The organism is Pseudogulbenkiania ferrooxidans 2002, assembly GCF_000174355.1.
GTDB lineage: Bacteria > Pseudomonadota > Gammaproteobacteria > Burkholderiales > Chromobacteriaceae > Pseudogulbenkiania > Pseudogulbenkiania ferrooxidans.
In genome coordinates this window covers 314,170-332,145 of record NZ_ACIS01000001.1, presented here as the reverse complement: position 1 = coordinate 332,145, position 17,976 = coordinate 314,170, and the positions used below count along the sequence as shown (strand labels likewise).

19 protein-coding genes are annotated in these 17,976 nt (G+C 67.6%); 11 read left to right on the top strand and 8 right to left on the bottom strand.

Annotation, left to right across the window (positions count from 1 at the left end):
• Positions 1 to 249: 249 nt before the first annotated feature.
• A complete protein-coding gene (locus FURADRAFT_RS01705; RefSeq protein ID WP_008952368.1) occupies positions 250 to 777 on the bottom strand; it encodes a response regulator transcription factor in 528 nt (175 codons plus the stop codon).
• Positions 774 to 2,036 carry an ATP-binding protein gene (locus tag FURADRAFT_RS01700; protein ID WP_008952367.1) on the bottom strand — a complete coding sequence of 421 codons (1,263 nt, stop codon included), beginning with the start codon at positions 2,034 to 2,036 and terminating at the stop codon, positions 774 to 776. The genes FURADRAFT_RS01705 and FURADRAFT_RS01700 overlap by 4 nt, the downstream gene beginning before the upstream one ends.
• Positions 2,037 to 2,232: 196 nt before the next feature.
• Between FURADRAFT_RS01700 and FURADRAFT_RS01695 the strand changes: the two genes are divergently transcribed.
• Genes FURADRAFT_RS01695 through FURADRAFT_RS01665 form a run of 7 tightly spaced genes read left to right on the top strand, consistent with a single transcriptional unit; the run spans position 2,233 to position 8,602 of the window.
• Positions 2,233 to 4,425: a NosR/NirI family protein gene (locus FURADRAFT_RS01695; RefSeq protein WP_008952366.1), complete on the top strand. Its 2,193-nt coding sequence runs from the start codon at positions 2,233 to 2,235 to the stop codon at positions 4,423 to 4,425.
• Complete coding sequence (locus FURADRAFT_RS01690) at positions 4,422 to 5,705, top strand: nitrous oxide reductase family maturation protein NosD (protein WP_008952365.1); 1,284 nt, start codon at positions 4,422 to 4,424, stop codon at positions 5,703 to 5,705. Before FURADRAFT_RS01695 ends, FURADRAFT_RS01690 begins: the two co-directional genes overlap by 4 nt.
• Before the next feature lie 19 nt (positions 5,706 to 5,724).
• Positions 5,725 to 6,633 carry an ABC transporter ATP-binding protein gene (locus FURADRAFT_RS01685; RefSeq protein ID WP_201441905.1) on the top strand — a complete coding sequence of 303 codons (909 nt, stop codon included), beginning with the start codon at positions 5,725 to 5,727 and terminating at the stop codon, positions 6,631 to 6,633.
• Positions 6,630 to 7,445, top strand: a complete 816-nt coding sequence (locus FURADRAFT_RS01680) for an ABC transporter permease subunit (RefSeq protein ID WP_008952363.1) — start codon at positions 6,630 to 6,632, stop codon at positions 7,443 to 7,445. The genes FURADRAFT_RS01685 and FURADRAFT_RS01680 overlap by 4 nt, the downstream gene beginning before the upstream one ends.
• Entirely contained in the window at positions 7,442 to 7,951 is a 510-nt protein-coding gene (locus tag FURADRAFT_RS01675) for a nitrous oxide reductase accessory protein NosL (protein ID WP_008952362.1), read from the top strand. The genes FURADRAFT_RS01680 and FURADRAFT_RS01675 overlap by 4 nt, the downstream gene beginning before the upstream one ends.
• A gap of 7 nt (positions 7,952 to 7,958) precedes the next feature.
• The gene (locus tag FURADRAFT_RS01670) at positions 7,959 to 8,228 is read left to right on the top strand and encodes a hypothetical protein (protein WP_008952361.1); all 270 of its coding nucleotides are present in this window, start codon (positions 7,959 to 7,961) and stop codon (positions 8,226 to 8,228) included.
• The gene (locus tag FURADRAFT_RS01665) at positions 8,225 to 8,602 is read left to right on the top strand and encodes a toxin-antitoxin system TumE family protein (RefSeq protein ID WP_008952360.1); all 378 of its coding nucleotides are present in this window, start codon (positions 8,225 to 8,227) and stop codon (positions 8,600 to 8,602) included. The genes FURADRAFT_RS01670 and FURADRAFT_RS01665 overlap by 4 nt, the downstream gene beginning before the upstream one ends.
• A gap of 135 nt (positions 8,603 to 8,737) precedes the next feature.
• Here the strand turns inward: FURADRAFT_RS01665 and FURADRAFT_RS01660 are convergent, their stop codons facing one another.
• The gene (locus FURADRAFT_RS01660) at positions 8,738 to 9,145 is read right to left on the bottom strand and encodes a c-type cytochrome (RefSeq protein WP_008952359.1); all 408 of its coding nucleotides are present in this window, start codon (positions 9,143 to 9,145) and stop codon (positions 8,738 to 8,740) included.
• 216 nt (positions 9,146 to 9,361) lie between these two features.
• Between FURADRAFT_RS01660 and nosZ the strand changes: the two genes are divergently transcribed.
• Entirely contained in the window at positions 9,362 to 11,275 is a 1,914-nt protein-coding gene (gene nosZ / locus FURADRAFT_RS01655) for a TAT-dependent nitrous-oxide reductase (RefSeq protein ID WP_236261509.1), read from the top strand.
• 76 nt (positions 11,276 to 11,351) lie between these two features.
• Here nosZ and FURADRAFT_RS01650 read toward each other — a convergent pair whose 3' ends face one another.
• From FURADRAFT_RS01650 to FURADRAFT_RS01630, 5 genes are all read right to left on the bottom strand, one after another.
• Complete coding sequence (locus FURADRAFT_RS01650; RefSeq protein WP_008952357.1) at positions 11,352 to 11,732, bottom strand: rhodanese-like domain-containing protein; 381 nt, start codon at positions 11,730 to 11,732, stop codon at positions 11,352 to 11,354.
• A 249-nt stretch (positions 11,733 to 11,981) separates the two neighbouring features.
• Complete coding sequence (locus FURADRAFT_RS01645) at positions 11,982 to 13,301, bottom strand: ATP-binding protein (RefSeq protein ID WP_150104981.1); 1,320 nt, start codon at positions 13,299 to 13,301, stop codon at positions 11,982 to 11,984.
• A complete protein-coding gene (locus tag FURADRAFT_RS01640) occupies positions 13,298 to 13,960 on the bottom strand; it encodes a response regulator (protein ID WP_008952355.1) in 663 nt (220 codons plus the stop codon). Before FURADRAFT_RS01640 ends, FURADRAFT_RS01645 begins: the two co-directional genes overlap by 4 nt.
• Before the next feature lie 36 nt (positions 13,961 to 13,996).
• Positions 13,997 to 14,551, bottom strand: a complete 555-nt coding sequence (locus FURADRAFT_RS01635) for a cytochrome b/b6 domain-containing protein (RefSeq protein ID WP_008952354.1) — start codon at positions 14,549 to 14,551, stop codon at positions 13,997 to 13,999.
• Positions 14,552 to 14,613: 62 nt separating this feature from the next.
• Positions 14,614 to 14,883, bottom strand: coding sequence for a PepSY domain-containing protein (locus FURADRAFT_RS01630; RefSeq protein WP_008952353.1), 270 nt, complete (start codon positions 14,881 to 14,883; stop codon positions 14,614 to 14,616).
• A gap of 198 nt (positions 14,884 to 15,081) precedes the next feature.
• Between FURADRAFT_RS01630 and FURADRAFT_RS01625 the strand changes: the two genes are divergently transcribed.
• The 3 genes from FURADRAFT_RS01625 (at position 15,082) to FURADRAFT_RS01615 (ending at position 17,968) form a co-directional block, all read left to right on the top strand.
• Entirely contained in the window at positions 15,082 to 15,930 is an 849-nt protein-coding gene (locus FURADRAFT_RS01625) for a UDP-2,3-diacylglucosamine diphosphatase (RefSeq protein WP_008952352.1), read from the top strand.
• Positions 15,918 to 16,961 (top strand): glycosyltransferase family 4 protein, encoded by a 1,044-nt coding sequence (locus tag FURADRAFT_RS01620; protein ID WP_008952351.1) that lies wholly within the window; start codon positions 15,918 to 15,920, stop codon positions 16,959 to 16,961. The genes FURADRAFT_RS01625 and FURADRAFT_RS01620 overlap by 13 nt, the downstream gene beginning before the upstream one ends.
• Positions 16,962 to 17,659: 698 nt before the next feature.
• Positions 17,660 to 17,968 (top strand): hypothetical protein, encoded by a 309-nt coding sequence (locus tag FURADRAFT_RS01615; RefSeq protein WP_008952350.1) that lies wholly within the window; start codon positions 17,660 to 17,662, stop codon positions 17,966 to 17,968.
• Positions 17,969 to 17,976: the final 8 nt, after the last annotated feature.

The following is a 17,976-nucleotide window of genomic DNA, read 5'->3' as shown; positions in this document are numbered from 1 at the left end:
ACACGAGGAAGAAACACCTCGCCAGAGCTTATCCGGCGGCGATGTTTCGAGGGGCTAACACACAAAAGCCTGAGCTCTTAGGTGCGCGGAATAATCTAGCGTAAAAGCTCTAGTTCGTCCAATGTTTAATCAGTCTAAACATATACCGGCAAGCTGGAGCCAGGGCGCGGCGCGCGCCGTGCCGGCTCGTAAAGGAGGGGGGATGCGCCGGCCCCGGGCGGGAACTCGGCGCGGGATCGGTTGCGCCGGCTAGTTCTTCACCGGCTTCTTGGCCAGCATGCGCTGCAGCGTGCGGCGGTGCATGTTGAGGGCGCGCGCGGTGGCCGAGACGTTACCGTCGTGCTCGGCCAGCACGCGCTGCAGGTGCTCCCAGGTGACGCGCTTGAGCGACATCGGCTGCGGCGCGAGCGGCAGTTCGGGGTTGGCCGAGACCTGCTCGAAAGCGGCGAGGATGTCGTCCACCGTGGCCGGCTTGGCGAGGTACTGCACCGCGCCGAGCTTGGTGGCCTCGACCGCGGTGGCGATGCTGGCGTAGCCGGTCAGCACCACCACGGCGGCGGCCGGCCAGCGCTGGCGCAACAGCGGCAACAGGCGCAGGCCGCTGTCGCCGCCCAGGTTGAGGTCGAGCACGATGCGCGTGGGCGGGGCGTCCGCCACGGCCAGCGCCGCCTCGGCCGAGTGCGCCACCGCCACGACGTGGCCGCGCCGCGTCAGCGAGCGCGCCAGCACCGCGCTGAAGGCCTCGTCGTCGTCGATCAGCAAGATGGCTTCGTTCATATCCCCTCCTTCGCCCGCTGCAGCGGCAGCGTCACCCGCGCGTGCACCCCGCCCTGGGCGCGGTTGGTCAGTTCCAGCGAGCCCGACAGGCGCGCCAGCGTGGCGTGCGACAGCAACATGCCGATGCCGAGCCCGGCCGGCTTGTCGGAGTCGAGCGGCGTCAGCCCGGCACGGCGCAGTTGCGCGGCGCTGAGGCAGCCCTGGCGGTTGACGATGTCGAGCTGCAGCGCCTCGCCCTGCAGCCGCGCGCTCACCGTCACCTCGCCGCCGCCGGCCTCGGCGGCGTTGTTGATCAGGTTGAAGAAGGCCGGCCAGAACACCGGCTCCAGCAGCACGAGCGGGTCGTCGCCGGGCGGCGGCTGCCAGTCGAGACGCACGTCGGGACGCAGGCTGCGCCAGCCGTCGAGGCGCTCGGCCAGGGTGGCGAACAAGGGCTGCGCGGCGGGGGCGGGTTCGGCGCCGAGCTTGAGGCGCGCCAGCGCGTCGCGGCACACCGCCAATTGGCGGCGCATCAGCGTCAGGTCGTCGGCCAGCTCGGCGTTGCCGCCGTGGCTCGCGGCCAGTTCGTCCACCAGCAGCGTCAGGGTGTTGAGCGGGGTGGACAGCGAGTGCGCGGCGCCGGCCGCCTGCATGCCGACCGCCACCAGCTGCTCGTCGCGCAACTGGGTCTCGCGCGCGGCGTCGAGCTCGGCCTCGCGCTCGGCCAACAGCCGCGACAGGTAGGAGACGTAGGCGGTGATGAGGCAGGCCGACACCGCGAAGGTGAGCCACATGCCGATGATGTGCAGGTTGAAGACGATGGCCGGCTCGCCGAAGTCGGGCAGCGGCAGGTGCCAGAAAATCAACAGGCCGTAGAGCAGCATCGCCAGCGCGGCCAGCAGCCAGGCGAACGCGCCGGGAGCGATCAGCGCGGCGAACAGCACCGGCGGCAGGAACAGCGAGGCGAGCGGGTTGGCGGCGCCGCCGGTGAGCGCCAACAGCGCCGCGAGCACCAGCACGTCGGCGCCGAGCCCGAGCTGGAGGATCAGCGCGGTACTGCCGCCGCGCCCCAGCCAGTGATCCAGCGCCAGGTTGGCCGCGAACAGCCCGCCCAGCCCCAGCCCGAGCGGCAGCCAGGGCAGTGCCACGCCGGCCAGCGCCGCGCCCAGCACGGCCAGGAACGCGCTCAGCAGCATCACGCGCCGCACCAGCGAGAGGCGCCGCACGGCACGCGGCAGGTCGGGGGTAAGCAGGGTACGGGGCAGGCGCGGGGCGTTCATGCGCGCCACTTTACCACCTGGCACCGCCCTCCGGCTGCGTCCGATTGCCGCGGCGCCCGCCCCGCTCCGGCTTCGGTTATCTCAGATCAAGTCGCTCCCAAGCCCCAGCTTCTATCATGCCGTCATCCTGCCCACCCGGCTGGCCGAGCGTCGCCTCGGCACGACCGGATGGCAACATCCGCGAAAGTCCACAATCATGAAAGCCCTGCTCCGCCTCGCCGCCCTGTGTTGCGGCCTGCTGCTGGCGACGGCCGCCGAGGCCGGATCCGGCTCCTACGAAGCCAAGCTGCCCCCCGAACTGTCCGATTCCCCGCGGCTGTGCGACTACGCGCCGTGCCGCGACGTGCTGCCCGGCGCCGACAGCTTCTCCGAGCGCCAGGGCAAGCCGCCCTTCGTCGAGGGCTACCATACCGTCAACGGCCGGCGCGAGCGCGTCGGCTTCGTGTTCCTGTCCACCGATATCGTCGACATCCCGGCCTACTCCGGCAAGCCGGTGGTGACGCTGATCGGCATGGACAACGCCGGGCGCTACACCGGCTCGAAAATCCTCAAACACAGCGAGCCGATCCTGCTGTTGGGCATCCCCGAGGGCGAGCTCACCCGCTTCACGCGCCAGTACCTCGGCCACCACGTCACCGACAAGCTGGAGATCGGCAAGGGCAGCGACGCCGGCAACGCCGGCCTGGACGGCATCACCGGCGCCACGGTGACGGTGATCTCGCAGAACCAGGTGATGATGAAGTCGGCGATGAACGTGGCGCGCCAGGTCGGCATCGTCAAGTCGAAGCCGAAGCCGGCGGCGCGCTTCCTCGACCCGGCCGACAAGCCCGACTGGGCCAGGTTGGCCGAAGAAGGCGCGGTGCAGCACCTCACCGTCAGCCGCAAGCAAGTCGGCCTGCCCGATGACGCCCGTCCCTATCTCGACCTGTGGTTCGGCTACCTCAACCAGCCGACGGTCGGCCGTGCCGTGCTCGGCGACTCGGCCTGGCAGAGCCTGATGGCGCGCCTGCAGCCGGGCGAACACGCGCTGTTCATCGTCAACGACGGCAGCGAGTCGTTCAAGGGCTCGGGTTATGTACGCGGCGGCATCTACGACCGCATCCAGGTGCAGCAGGACCTCGACAGCTACACCTTCCGCGACCTCGACTACCTCAACCTGTACGACATCGCCGCGCGCGGCGCGCCGGCCTTCCACGAGTCGGGCATCTTCATCGTACGCCACGCCCCGAACTTCTCCGCCGCCTACCCGTGGCAACTGGTGTTCCTCGGCAACAAGATCGACCAGCAGACCGCGCAGAAGACCTTCGCCGCCTTCGAACGCGAGTACTGGCTGCCGGCGCGCTACCTGCAGGGCGGCCGCCCGCACGTCGAGCGCCCCGATCCGACCTGGCTCAAGGTGTGGAAGGAGAAGCGCTGGCAGATCGCCGGCTTCGTCGCCTTCCTGCTGACGGTGAGCCTGACCTACGCCCTGCGCGACAAGCTGGTGCGCCGCTCCTCGCGCAAGGACAAGCGCTGGGTCAGCATCCCGAAATACACCGCCTGGGCGATCAGCGTCGGCTTCGTCGGCTTCGGCGCCATGGCGCAGCCGTCGGTGACGCAGGTGCTGACCTGGGTGCACGCGCTCGTCGGCGAATGGCGCTGGGAGCTGTTCCTGTCCGACCCGCTGATTTTCATCTTCTGGTGGTTCATCCTGATCACCGTGCTGCTGTGGGGGCGCGGGCTGTTCTGCGGCTGGCTGTGCCCGTTCGGCTCGCTCACCGAGGGGCTGTACAAGATCGTCGCCGCCACCCCGCTCAAGCGCTTCCAGCGTAAGCCCAACGCGCGCCTGCACGCGCGCCTCAAGTGGCTCAAGTACGGCGTGTTCCTGGGTCTGCTGGGGGTGTCGCTGTACTCGATGACGCTGGCCGAACAGTTGGCCGAAGTCGAGCCGTTCAAGACCACCTTCCTGGTCGGGGTGCTGCACCGCAGCTGGCCGTTCGTGTTGTTCTGGACCCTGATCGTCGGCGTGTCGCTGTTCGTCGAGCGTCCGTTCTGCAAGTACCTGTGCCCGCTCGGCGCCAGCCTCGCCATCCCGTCGCGCTTCCGCCTGTTCGGCCTCAAGCGCAAGGCCGAGTGCGGCCCGTGCGCCGCCTGTGCGGTGGGCTGCGGTGCGCTCGCCATCGACGACAAGGGCCGCATCGACCAGAAGGAATGCCTGCTCTGCCTCGACTGCATGGTGATGTACTACGACGACCACGCCTGCCCGCCGCTGGCGCAGGAGCGCAAGCGCCGCACCAAGGCCGGCCAGGCGCTGACGCCGATCGGCAAGGACGGCTACTTCATCCCGATCACCCCGCTGCCGGCCGAGCCCAAGCCGGCCCGGCCGCAGCCCAAGAAGGAAACGGCGTGAACCCGGGCCGGTACAAGGTTGGCCGAAGCGCGCTGCTGCTGGCGCTGCTGGCGGGCCCGGTATCGGCCGCAGTGCTGACGGTGGCGCCGGGGGCGTCGATCCAGGCCGCGCTCGATCGCGCCGCCCCCGGCGACACGGTCGAAGTGGCGCGCGGTTTCTACCGCGAAAACCTGCGCCTCGCCAAGCCGCTGACGCTGCGCGGCGTCGGACGGCCGACGCTGTCCGGCGGCAACCATGGCGACACCATCCGCATCGCCGCGCCGGACGTGCGCGTGGAAGGCTTCATCGTGCGCGACAGCGGCGACGACCTGGGGGCGCAGAACGCCTGCATCTACCTTGAGCCGGGCGCCGACCGCGTCACCGTGCGCGGCAACGACCTCAGCTACTGCCTGTTCGGGCTGTGGATCGAGAAGGTGCGCGACACGCGCATCGAGAACAACCTCATCACCGGCAAGCGCGACTACGCCTCGGTCAACCGCGGCAACGGCATCCAGCTCTACAACACCGAGGGCGCCGCCATCGTCGGCAACCGCATCAGCTTCGTGCGCGACGGCATCTACGTCGACGTCTCGCACCACGCGCTGTTTCGCGGCAACACCATCCACGACGCGCGCTACGGCACGCACTACATGAACTCCTACTACAACCGCTGGGAAGGCAACGAGGTCTACCACAACCGTGGCGGACTGGCGCTGATGGAGGCGCGCAACCAGGTGGTGGTGAACAACCACGTGTGGGGCAATTCCGACCACGGCATCATGCTGCGCACGCTGCAGGACTCCGTGGTGGCCGACAACGTGGTGGCCGGCAACGCGCGCGGCCTGTTCGTCTACGACGCCGAGTACAACACGCTGCGCGGCAACCTGGTGATCGGCAACCAGGTCGGCGTGCACCTGTCGGCCGGCTCGGTGCGCAACGTGGTGACCGACAACGACTTCATCGCCAACCGCGAGCAGGTGCGCTACGTCGGCTCGCGCGACGAGGAATGGGGCCCGCCGCGCGGCAACCACTGGAGCGACTACCTGGGCTGGGACCGCGACGGCGACGGCCGCGGCGACGTGCCCTACCAGGCCAACGACCTGGTCGACCGCCTGCTGTGGCGCTATCCCGCAGCCAAGCTGCTGCTCAACAGCCCGGCGGTGCAGAGCCTGCGCCTGATCGCGCGCCAGTTCCCGCTGCTGCGCGCCCCCAGCGTGCTCGACCCGCACCCGGCGATGCGCCCGAACCACCCCGGCTGGACGGCGTGGAGCGCGCCGCGCTACCGCTTTACTTCGCAGTGAATCCGCCATGAACCCACCCGTGATAGAACTCCACCAGGTCGAACGCCGCTTCGGCACGCTCGCCGCCGTCGACGGCGTCAGCTTCCGCGTCGAACGCGGCGAGCTGTTCGGCCTCACCGGCCACAACGGCGCCGGCAAGAGCACGCTGTTCAAGATGATGCTGGGGCTACTCGAACCCAGCGCCGGCAGCGTACGCGTGCTGGGTACACCCACCCGCGGCGCGGCGTTCCGCGCCGTGCGCCGCCGCATTGGCTACCTGCCGGAACAGCTGGCGCTGTACGACAACCTGAGCGGCGCCGAGACGCTGGCCTACTTCGCCCGCCTCAAGGGCGCCAAACTACAGCAGGTCGTGCCGCTGCTGGACAAGGTCGGCCTGGCGCACGCCGCCCAGCGCCGCGTCGGCACTTACTCAAAGGGCATGCGCCAGCGCCTGGGCCTGGCACAGGCGCTCTTGGGCGACCCGCAGCTGCTGTTCCTCGACGAGCCGACCAACGGTCTCGACCCCGAGGCGATCCATGCCTTCTACCAATTGCTCTCCGAACTGCGCGCGCAGGGGGTGAGCATGATCCTGACCTCGCACATCCTGGCCGAAATCCAGCAGCGCGTGGACCGCGTCGCCATCCTCAAGGCCGGCAAGCTCGCCGCGCTCGGCACGGTGCAAAGCTTGCGCGAGGCGGCGGCGCTGCCGCTCGGCGTCACGCTCAGCACCAGCCGGCCGCTCACCACGGACGAACTGGCCCGGCTCGACCGCCACGCCCCGTTGCGGCAGGCGGCGGACGCCGGCCAGCTGCAGCTCGCCTGCCCGCCCCTGGCCAAGATGGCGCTGCTGGCGGAAGTGGCGGCGCTGGGCGCGGCGGTGCGCGACGTGCGCCTCGCCGAGCCGTCGCTGGAAGACGTGATACTGGGCTACGCGGGAGTGACGCCATGATCGACCTCGTCGCCATCCGTACCGTCGCCGCCAAGGAATTCCGCGACCGCCTGCGCAACCGCTGGGTGCTGGCGGTGAGCGCGGTGTTCACCCTGTTCGCGCTGGTGATCGCTTACTTCGGCGCCGCCCAGCAGGGCGAAGTGGGCCTGCGCGGCATCGAAGTCACCATCGCCAGCCTGGTCAGCCTGGTGATCTACCTGATCCCGCTGATCGCCCTGCTGCTCGGCTTCGACGCCATCGTCGGCGAGCGCGAACGCGGCTCGCTGGAACTGTTGCTGTCGCTGCCGATCAGCCGCGCCGAACTGCTGCTTGGCAAGTACAGCGGCCTCGCCGCCGCGCTGAGCATGGCCACGCTGGCGGGCTTCGGCCTCGCCGGCGTGCTGCTCGCCACACGCCTGCCCTTCGCCGCGCTCTACCACTACGCCGGCTTCATGCTCTCGGCGCTGCTCCTGGGACTCGCCTTCCTGTCGCTGGCGCTGCTGGTCTCGGTGCTCTGCGGCGACCGCACCCGCGCCTCCGGTGCCGCCATCGCGCTGTGGTTCTTCTTCGTGCTGGTATTCGACCTGTTGCTGCTGGGGCTGCTGGTGATCCAGGGCGACGGTCCCGCCGGCTCCCTGCTGCCCTGGCTGATGCTGCTCAACCCGGCCGACCTGTTCCGCGCGCTCAACATGTTCGGCAGCGACGAGCTGCGCGCCTTTTACGGACTGGGCAGCGTGCTGCCCGACCTCATGACCCAACCGCTGTTGCTGGGCGGTCTGCTGACGGGCTGGATCGTGGCCCCGCTCGCCGTCGCCCTGTGGAGATTCCGATGAAACTACGCACCGCGCTCACGCTCGCGGCGCTGCTGGCCGGCCTCGCCGCCTGCCAGGACGAACGCGCCGCCAAGACCGACCCGCTCGCCATCAAGCCCGACACCGCCTGCGCGCTCGACGGCATGCTGCTCGCCGACTACCCCGGCTCCAAGGCGCAGATCCACTACGCCCAGGGCGAGCCGGAATTCTTCTGCGACACCGTGGAGATGTTCTCGCTCTACCTCAAGCCGGAGCAGGCCAAGCGCATCACCGCGCTCTACGTGCAGGACATGGGCGCCACCCACGGCCAGGCATCCAAAGCGAACTGGATCGACGCGCACCAGGCGTTCTACGTGCAGGGCTCGTCGCAGCAGGGCTCGATGGGGGCAACGCTGGTGCCCTTCGGCCAACGTACCGAAGCCGACGCCTTCGCCAAACGCTTCGGCGGCAAGGTCCTGGCGTTCGCCGAGATCAAGGCCGACATGGTCGGGCTCGACGGCGGCGCCCTTCACGACAGCCATATGTGAGATTGCCATGTCCTACCAGAACTTCTTCCGCGACGTCGACTCCCCGCTCGCCGACAAGATCGACGGCCTCTCCAAACTGATGTACCAGCTGCGCGAAAGCCGCCGCGACATCCTGGCGCGCTACGCCGTCGACAGCGAGGAGGCCCTGCTCGACGCCATCCACGGCGCGCGCCTGGCGGAACACCCAGCTTATGACGATTACCTGTCTGCCCGGCAATTGCAGCAGCAATTTTTGGCAGTGCGCGATGAAATGACAGTCAGCCTGGAGAAAGCATGAAAAGCGCCGTTGATTACGAAATGCTGCGCGACGCCATTATCGACGACTACGGCGAAATACTGGCGCGCGATATTATCCTCTACCAGGATGCCATTAATCTCGAGTTATTAAATGGAACGTTGCTGGAAATCAAAGCGGCGTCGGATCGGGAGTATTGTTTTCTCTGGCAAGCCGGCGACCATGTGCTGCGCCTCGACACCGCGCCGCTGCACCCCGAGCTCGCCACCTTTCCGCACCATCTGCACGATGCCGCCGGCACCCTCCGCGCCGACCCGCTGACCGTGCCGGGCCGGCCGCTGGTGGACAACGTGCGGCCGCTGCTGGCCGCGCTGCAGCACGACCCGCTGCTGGGCTACGGCGCGGCCGGCGCCTGAAGCGACGACACACGCCACACGGCACGCCCCCTCACCCCGGCCCGCCCCAGCGCGGCGCCGGCGACATAAAAAAACGGCGGCCAGAGCCGCCGTTCGCTACCGTCTGGACGCGCCGAGATCCGCGTCCGGAGCGGCTCACGACACCTTGGACACCATGAAATCCACCGCTGCCTTGACGTCGGCGTCCGACAGCGCGCTGTTGCCGCCGCGTGCCGGCATCGCGCCCTTCTCGCCGGTGAAGCCTTCCAGTGCGTGCTTGTACAGGGTGTCCTTGCCCTGCGCCACGCGTGCCTGCCAGTCGCCCTTGTTGCCGAGCATCGGCGCGCCGGCGGCACCGGTCTGATGGCACATCACGCAAGTCTTCTTGAACACATCCTCGCCCGCCTTCAGCGCCGGATCGGCCGCCGCCGTGGTGGTCGCGGCAGGTGCCGCCGCCGGAGTCGCCGCCGCCTGGGCGGTGCCCTCGGCTGCCGCCTCTTTCTTGCCGCAGGCCGCCAGCGTCACCAGGCTCAACAGGGCCAGAACCAGAACCTTCTTTTTCATGCTTATCCCCTTAATTCGGAAACCGAAAAAATCGACAGCACTATTTTACCCGCTGCCTGCCGCATTAAAACCGCGGCAAGACGGTTTCTTTTAAAGGCTTGATGCGCGTCAATTCCAGCGCAGGGTCAAAAGGATTGCAATAGCGGCGAATTTCAAAATCATAAAACACGTTATTTCAGTACACTTGGAGTAAAAATTATGGCGAAGGAAGAATCCGTGTCCGACCTCAGCCGCCGTAAATTCCTCGGCACCTCGACCATGTTGGGGTTGGCGGGCATCGGCCTGAGTACCGGGCTCAGCGCCTGCAAGGACGGCGGCGCCCAGGCGGCCGCCGACAGCAGCGCAGGGGCGGCAACGGCGCCGGCCCACGGCGCCGGGCACAACCCGCACAAGCTGCCCGGCCAGCTCGACGACTACTACGGTCTGTGGTCCGGCGGCCACTCCGGCGAGATGCGCGTGCTGGGCCTGCCGTCCGGCCGCGAAATCAAGCGCATCCCGGTGTTCAACATGGACTGCATGGTCGGCTGGGGCATCACCAACGAATCCAAGGCCATCCTCGGCACCAAGCCGGACGGCACGCCCAAGTACATGGTCGGCGACACCCACCACGTGCACGCCTCCTACGCCAAGGGCACCTACGACGGCCGCTACGCCTGGGTCAACGACAAGATCAACTCGCGCCTGGCGCGCATCCGCCTCGACACCTTCGAGTGCGACAAGATCACCGAACTGCCCAACGTGCAGGGCTTCCACGGCATCTTCCCGGACAAGCGCGACCCGGTGGACCAGAACGTCGACCACACCACGCGCGTGTTCTGCGGCAGCGAATTCCACATCCCGCACCCCAACGACGGGCGTGATCTCGAATCGCCGGAGAAATACGGCGCGCTGTTCACCTGCGTCGACGCCGAGACCATGGAAGTGCGCTGGCAGTGCAAGATCGACGGCAACATGGACCTGGTCGCCACCTCGTACGACGGCAAGCTCGCTGCCTCGAACCAGTACAACACCGAGAACGGCATCCACTACGAAGACATGATGTCGGCCGAACGCGACGCCTGCGTGTTCTTCAACATCGCCCGCATCGAGCAGGCGGTGAAGGACGGCAAGTTCAAGACCGTCGGTGATTCCAAAGTCCCGGTGGTGGACGGCACCAAGGCCGCCAACGCCGACCCCAAGACCGCGCTCACCGCCTACGTGCCGGTGCCGAAGAACCCGCACGGCGTCAACGCCAGCCCGGACGCCAAGTACTTCATCTGCGCCGGCAAGCTGTCGCCCACCGCCACCGTGATCGAACTGGAGAAGGTGCTGGCCTGGTTCGACGGCAAGCTCGACGACATCAAGAAGACCATCGCCGCCGAAGTGGAACTGGGTCTGGGCCCCTTGCACACCGCCTTCGACGGCCGCGGCAACGCCTACACCACGCTGTTCCTCGACTCGCAGATGGTGAAGTGGAACGTCGCCGAAGCGATCAAGTTCTACGGCGGCGACAAGAACGCCAAGTACGTGGTGGACCGCCTCGACGTGCAGTTCCAGCCCGGCCACACCAACGCCTCGATGTCGGAAACGCGCGAAGCCGACGGCCAGTGGCTGGCGGTGGGCTGCAAGTTCTCCAAGGACCGCTTCCTGCCGGTGGGCCCGCTGCATCCGGAAAACGAGCAGCTGGTCGACATCAGTGGCGACAAGATGATCCACGTCGCCGACCACCCGGTGTACTCGGAGCCGCACGACTTCATCATCGTCAAGCGCGACAAGATCAAGACGCGCCAGGTCTACAACCTGGACGACTTCCCGCTGGCCCTGAAAGATCCGAAGGAAAGCCGCGTCGAGCGCCACGGCAACAAGGTGACGATCCACCTCGCCTCGCAGGCGCCGGCGTACAGTCTGAGGGAATTCAAGGTCAAGAAGGGCGACGAGGTGACAGTGATCCTGACCAACCTCGACAAGGTGGAAGACCTCACCCACGGCTTCGCCATACCGAAGTACAACGTCAACTTCATCGTCAACCCGCAGGAGACCAAGTCGGTCACCTTCAAGGCAGACAAGCCGGGCATTTACTGGTGCTACTGCACCCACTTCTGCCACGCGCTGCACCTGGAGATGCGCTCGCGCCTGATCGTCGAGCGCTGATCCGGCACTCACCCCTTGCAACGAAGCGTTTCGGGAAGGCCTGCGGCCTTCCCGCTTTTTTTGCCGCGCCGCCCGCTCAGTGCGGCGCCGGCTGCGCCGGTTTTTCCACCGGCAGTCCCGCCGCCACCCAATCGTCGAAACCGCCGGCGATGGAACGCACCGTGCTATAGCCCATCTGCAGCAGCGACAGCGCCGCCAGCGCGGCGCAATTGCTGGTCTGGCAATACAGCAGCACCGGACGCTGGCGCTTGGCCCACTCCGGCACCGCCTCCAGCCTGAATTCCAGCACGCCGCGCGGCAGGTTGAGCGCGCCGGGCACATGGCCGGCGGCGTACTCCGCCGGCTCGCGCACGTCCACCACCAGCACGCCGTCCGGCCGCCACGTCGCCGCCTCGGCCAGCGGCAGCTCGACGATGCGGCTACGCGCCTCCCGCACCAGATCGTGTGCGCTTCTCATCGCTTCGTCCTCTCGGCTTGTGAGGGAGGAGGTTCTCGATCACAACCTGAATGATAGCCAGCGGCGGCGCCGCTCGCCGCCCGGGACAGGCCCGAGTATGCAAGGGCAAAGAAAACGGCCCACGCCGGGGCGTGGGCCAAACACTTGGAGCGGGGTGGCGAACCCCGAGTACCGACAGCTTAGTACGCGCTGGCGAGGCCGGGAATGCGACCGATTGCCGCAGCCACCGGCACCAGGTTGGCCGAAGCCTCAGGCACGCACCAGGCGCGCGATCAGCCCACCCTCGGGGTGGTTTTCCAGCTCCAACGCGAGGCCGTGCAGTTCCGCCACGCGCTCGACGATGGAGAGCCCGAGGCCGCTGCCGGGCTGGCTCTGCCCCGGCGGGCGGAAGAAGCGCTCGCGCACCCGCTCCAGCCATTCGGCGGAAATGCCCGGACCGGTGTCGCGCACCGCGACGTGGTCGGCGGCCAGCACCAGCGTCACCGTGGCGCCGTCCGGCGAGTAGCGGATGGCGTTGTCGAGCAGGTTGCGCAGCAGCAACCCGACCAGGGTTTCGTCGCCGGAAAGCGGCAGCACCTCGGCGTCGGGGACGCTCTGCTGCAGCTCGACGCCAATGCCGCGCTCCGCGGCGACGTGCAGGGCCTCCTCCAGCGCCCGCGCGGCGATCGCCTGCCAGCGCAGCGGGGCGAGGTGGGCCGGGGTCTGCAGCGGGTCGAGCCGCGACAGCGCCAGCAGTTGCTCGGTCAGCCGCGTGGCGCGGTCGATGCCGAGCGTGAGCTGCCCCAGGGCGTGCTGCCGTGCCTTGGTGGTGGTGCTCAACTGCGCCACCTCGGCCTGGACCCGCAACGCCGCCAGCGGGGTGCGCAATTCGTGCGCGGCATCGGCGGTGAAACGGCGCTCGCGCGACAGCATCTCGGCGCCGCGCGCGATCAGCCCGTTCATGCCGTCGATCAGCGGCGCCAGTTCCGAGGGCACCGCGCGCGACAGCGGGGTCGGGTCGTCCGGGGTGCGGTGCTGCAGTTCCTCGCGCACCCGTTCCAGCGGCGCCAGCCCCCGCGCCACGCTGCGCCATAACAGGATCAGCAATACCGGCACCATCAACAGCCAGGGCAGCCATTGCGCCACGAGCAGGCCGCGCACCACCTCCCAGCGCTCCTTGAACTCCTGGGCCACCGCCACGCTGTAGTGGGCGTCGCTGAGATAGAACACGCGCCAGTGCTTGCCTTCTTCGGTATCGAGCGTCAGGAAGCCGGAAAAATCCGGATGGGGACTCAGCGCCAGCCCTTCGCCGTCGCTCATCAGCAGTTCGCCACTCGTGTTCCACACCGCCAGCGCCATGTGGTCGACCTCGCCCTCCTCACCGTGCTCGTAGGGCGGAGCGGGTCGGGTAAAGGCGCGCGAGGAATAGAGCAGCTGCTGGGCGAACAGGCGCTGCTGGCCGTCGTACTGCTCGTTGACCTCGTGCCAGGCGGCGTAGCCGGAGATGCCGGTGGCCACCAGCCACACCAGCGGCACCACCAGCATGATCATGCGCATCAGCCGGCCGCGCAGGCTCGGCGGTGTCTTCACTCCTCGTCCCCCAGGGTGTAGCCGATGCCGCGCACGGTCTTGATGAAGCCGCTGCCGAGCTTCTTGCGCAGATGGTGCACATGCACCTCGACCGCGTTGCTGTCGAGTTCCTGGTCCCAGCCGTACAGTTTCTCCTCGATCAGGCTGCGCGGCAGCACGCGCCCCTTGCTGACCAGCAGCAGCTCGAGCAGCGCCAGCTCGCGCGCGGTCAGCTCCAGCGGCTCGCCGGACAGGGTGGCGCGGCGCGCCACCGGGTCGAAGCTGAGCGCGCCGTGCAGGTAGAGCGGCCCGCTCTGGCCGTGGCGGCGGCGGATCAGCGCGCGCAGCCGCGCCGCCACCTCGGCCAGCGCGAACGGCTTGACCAGGTAGTCGTCGGCCCCGGCGTCGAGTCCCTTGAGCCGTTCCGGCAGCGCGTCGCGCGCGGTCAGGATCAGCACCGGTTCGCTGCGCCCGGCGCGGCGCCAGGCAGCCAGCACCTCCATGCCGTCGAGGCCGGGCAGGCCGAGGTCGAGGATCACGGCGTCGAAGGGCGCGCCGGAGAGCGCAGCCAGGCCGGACTTGCCGTCGCGGAACCAGTCCACCACGAAGCCCAGCTGGCCGAGCCCGGCCTTGAGGCCGTCGGCGATCATGTCGTCGTCTTCAATCAGCAGAATGCGCATGGCGTGCTCCGTCGCAAGGGTGGTCCATCAGGCACGTTAGCGTGCACTGTCACGCACCGGGCGCACCTTGATCCCGGTCACCATGGCGCGCACCAGGTTGACGCGCGAGAGCCGGCTCATCAGCAGCGCCGCCAGCACGTGCAGGCCGACGCACGCGGTCAGGGTATTGGCCAGCGCCTCGTGCAGGTTCTCCAGCCACTCCTCGCCCCAGTAGGCGTCGGTACCCATCAGGTAGCCGGTCACGCCGAGCGCCAGCACCAGCGCCATCAGCGCCAGCATCATCAGCGCGCCCAGCGGGTTGTGGCCGGGGTGGTGGTCGTCCCGCCCCTGGCGCAGCATGCGCCAGTGTTCGGCCAACCTGGACGGGGTCGGGAAGAAGTCGGCGAAGCGCGCGTGGCGGCTGCCGATGAAGCCCCACCCGATGCGCGCCAGCACCAGCGCGGCGGCGGCGTAACCGACCCAGCGGTGCGGCGGATCGCCCTCCTCCAGCAGCAACAGATTGGCCAGGATGCCCCCGGCCAGGGCCCAGTGGAAAAAGCGCACGAAACGATCCCATACCCTGATGGTTTCGTACTGTACGGTGTGGTTCATGCTCGACTCCCCGCAAACAAAAAGGCCGCAGGCGCGGCCGGGGTGTGATCCGTCTTGCGGACTCAATCCTGGATTTCGCTCTTCACCGGCTTGCCGGAGACGGTATCGTAGTAGATTTCCACTTTCTTGCCGTCCTTGTTCTTGCCGTAGAGCTCGTAGCAGTTGCCGTCCACCTTGAATTTCTTGATCTGGTAGCCTTCTTTCACCAGCTTCTGCTTGAAATCGGCTTCCTTGATCCACTGCTCCTTGGGGTGCTGCTCGCACTTGGCGGCGGCAAAGGCGGCAGGCGCGGCGACGGCGGCGATCAGGGCGGTCAGAACCAGTTTTTTCATGACAGTTTCCTCGAGTTGACGGTGGGGGGTAACGACGTGATGGCAGCCATTTAAGCCACCGCAACTTAACCGCACATTAATCGCGGCCATTATCCCGCCACTGTGGCGCGGCTGTCACACAGCCGTCACCGGACGCTCACCGCGACGTCATGTTGGCGCGGCACCATCGGACTGTCATCCGGACCGGGATACCGCCCTATGTCGCCCACACTCCAGCAAACCGCCCCCCGCCGCTACCGCGCCATCTGGATTTCGGACGTGCACCTCGGCACCTCCGGCTGCCGCGCCGAACACCTGCTCGACTTCCTACGCCACCACGACGCCGACTACCTCTACCTGGTCGGCGACATCGTCGACGGCTGGCAGTTGCGCAAATCCTGGTACTGGAAGCAGAGCCACAACGACGTGGTGCAGAAGATCCTGCGCAAGGCGCGCAAGGGCACCCGCGTGGTGTACGTGCCGGGCAACCACGACGAGGCCGCGCGCCAGTACGGCGGGCTCGACTTCGGCGGCATCGCCATCCGCCAGGAGGCCGAGCACCACACCGCCGACGGCAAGCGCCTGCTGGTGATCCACGGCGACGAGTTCGACGGCGTGATCCAGTACGCCAAGTGGCTGGCCTATCTCGGCGACAACCTGTACACGCTGATTTTGCAGCTCAACCGCGGCTACAACTGGGTGCGCAGCCAGCTCGGCCTGCCCTACTGGTCGCTGTCGCAATACCTCAAGCACAAGGTGAAGAACGCGGTGAACTTCATCAGCGACTTCGAACAGCTGCTGGCCGGCGAGGCGCGCCGGCGCGGCTTCGACGGCGTGGTGTGCGGCCACATCCACAAGGCCGAGGTGAAGGACATCGACGGCGTGCTGTACGGCAACAGCGGCGACTGGGTGGAGAGCCTGTCGGCGCTGGTGGAGCACGCCGACGGCCGGCTCGAAGTGGTGTACTGGACCCAGCTGCTCGGCAAGCCCGCCCAGGCCACCCACAACACCGAAGCCGCGGCTTCGGCCAACCTTGAACCCGCCCCGGAGGCCACATGCGCATCCTGATCGTCACCGACGCCTGGCAGCCCCAGGTCAACGGCGTGGTCCGCACGCTGACCGAGACCGTACGCGAACTCGAAGGCTTCGGCCACGACGTGGAAATGATCACGCCGCTCGAGTTCCGCACCCTGCCGTGCCCGACCTACCCCGACATCCGCCTGTCGCTGCGCCCCTACCGCGGCGTCGCCGCGCGCATCGCCGGGTTCGCCCCGCACGCCATCCACATCGCCACCGAAGGCCCGCTCGGGCTGGCGGCACGGCGCTACTGCCTGCGCCACGGCCTGGCCTTCACCACCGCCTACCACACCCGCTTCCCCGAATACATCCAGGCGCGCAGCCGGCTGCCGCTGGGCATCAGCTACGCCTGGATGCGCCGCTTCCACAACGCCGCGCGCGCCGTGATGGTGCCGACCCCGTCGATCGCCGCCGACCTCACCGCGCGCGGCTTCACCAACGTGGTGCTGTGGAGCCGCGGCGTCGACACCGCGCTGTTCACCCCGGGCGAGCGCGACCGGCTGGACGAATCGGCCCCGCCGCGCTTCGTCTACATCGGCCGGGTGGCGGTGGAAAAGAACATCGAGGCCTTCCTCAAGCTCGACCTGCCGGGATCGAAATGGGTGGTGGGCGACGGCCCGCTGCTGCCACGGCTGAAAAAGGACTACTCCGAGGTGTACTTCGCCGGGGTGTTTCCGCAGCACGAGCTGGCACGCTTCTACCGCGCCGGCGACGTGTTCGTGTTCCCCAGCCTCACCGACACCTTCGGCCTGGTGCTGCTGGAAGCGATGGCGTGCGGCACCCCGGTGGCGGCCTACCCGGTGGCCGGGCCGCTCGACGTGGTCGGCGACAGCGGCGCCGGCGTGCTCGACCACGACCTGCGCCAGGCCTGCCTGCAGGCGCTGCAGATCGACCGCGCCCACGTGCGCCGGGTGGCGGAAGGCTACTCGTGGACGGCGGCGGCACGCCAGTTCGAACGCCACCTGCACCCCAACCCCGAAGGTCTGGTGCAGCTGCAGCAGGCGCTTAGCGAAAGCCGTTAAAAGAACTTGCCCCAGCCGTAACGAGGACTATAGTGAGTACAGGACATCACAAGGAGGGCAGCGGATGCGTCATCGGCTAAAAATCGGTTGCTTTGCCTTGTTTCATCGCGCCCTGCAAAAAGTGGGCAGTGCCGGTCGGCACTAAAATCGGACCGGCTTCATTCTGCCCAAGGGTGCTACCAGCATCGCTTCCCGATGCAGGAACCCCGAAACAACCGGTTATGCCCAGGCGTTTAATCGAGAGAAAGAACAGACGACTTAATCCAGTACTTGTGGAATGAGGTTGCCGGTAAAGCAGCCGCATTTCGGGATGCCCGAAAGGGTTTGTCGAAACCGCTTCCAATGTAGCCAGATGTTCCGTTTGGAAGCATGGTGTTGTTGACCGTTCTTTATCCCTTTATACCGTTTTGGCAGGTAGACCTCGCTCACACTCCCCCCTCAGTGCATGAGGGCTTGGGTGTGAGGCAGTTAAGGTGTGAAGTAGCAGTAACATCATCGTTGACTGTTTATTGTGTATCCACTGATCTTTATGTCGTAGCAGAGGGCGCACCCACAGGGGCGCCCTCTTCCGTTTTCTCCCGCCCTCGCCCCGGCCCTATTCCGCCGGTTTGACCCAGCGCAAGCTCCGTCCCCTTTTGCCTTGCCCTCCCTCCAGCGCGCGCTAAGGTGGTAGAGAGACAAACCGTGCGGAGAACACCATGCGACAAAAATACTGGTTGAGCGGCCTTTGCGCCCTGCTGCTGGCGGCCTCGGTCGGGGCACAACCCTGGCAGGCCGGCCCCGACAACACCCCGGGCTGGAAGATGATGACGCCCGAGGAGCGCAGCGAGCACATCAAGACCATGCACTCCTTCACCTCGCTGGAGGCCTGTCAGACCTACCTCAAGCAGCACCGTGACCAGATGCAGCAGCGCGCCAAAAGCCGCCACATGCGCAGCCTGGGCCGGATGCGGCACGACCCATGCCAGCAGATGAAGGCGATGGGGCAGTTCAAACCCGCCCCCTGATCCCGGCG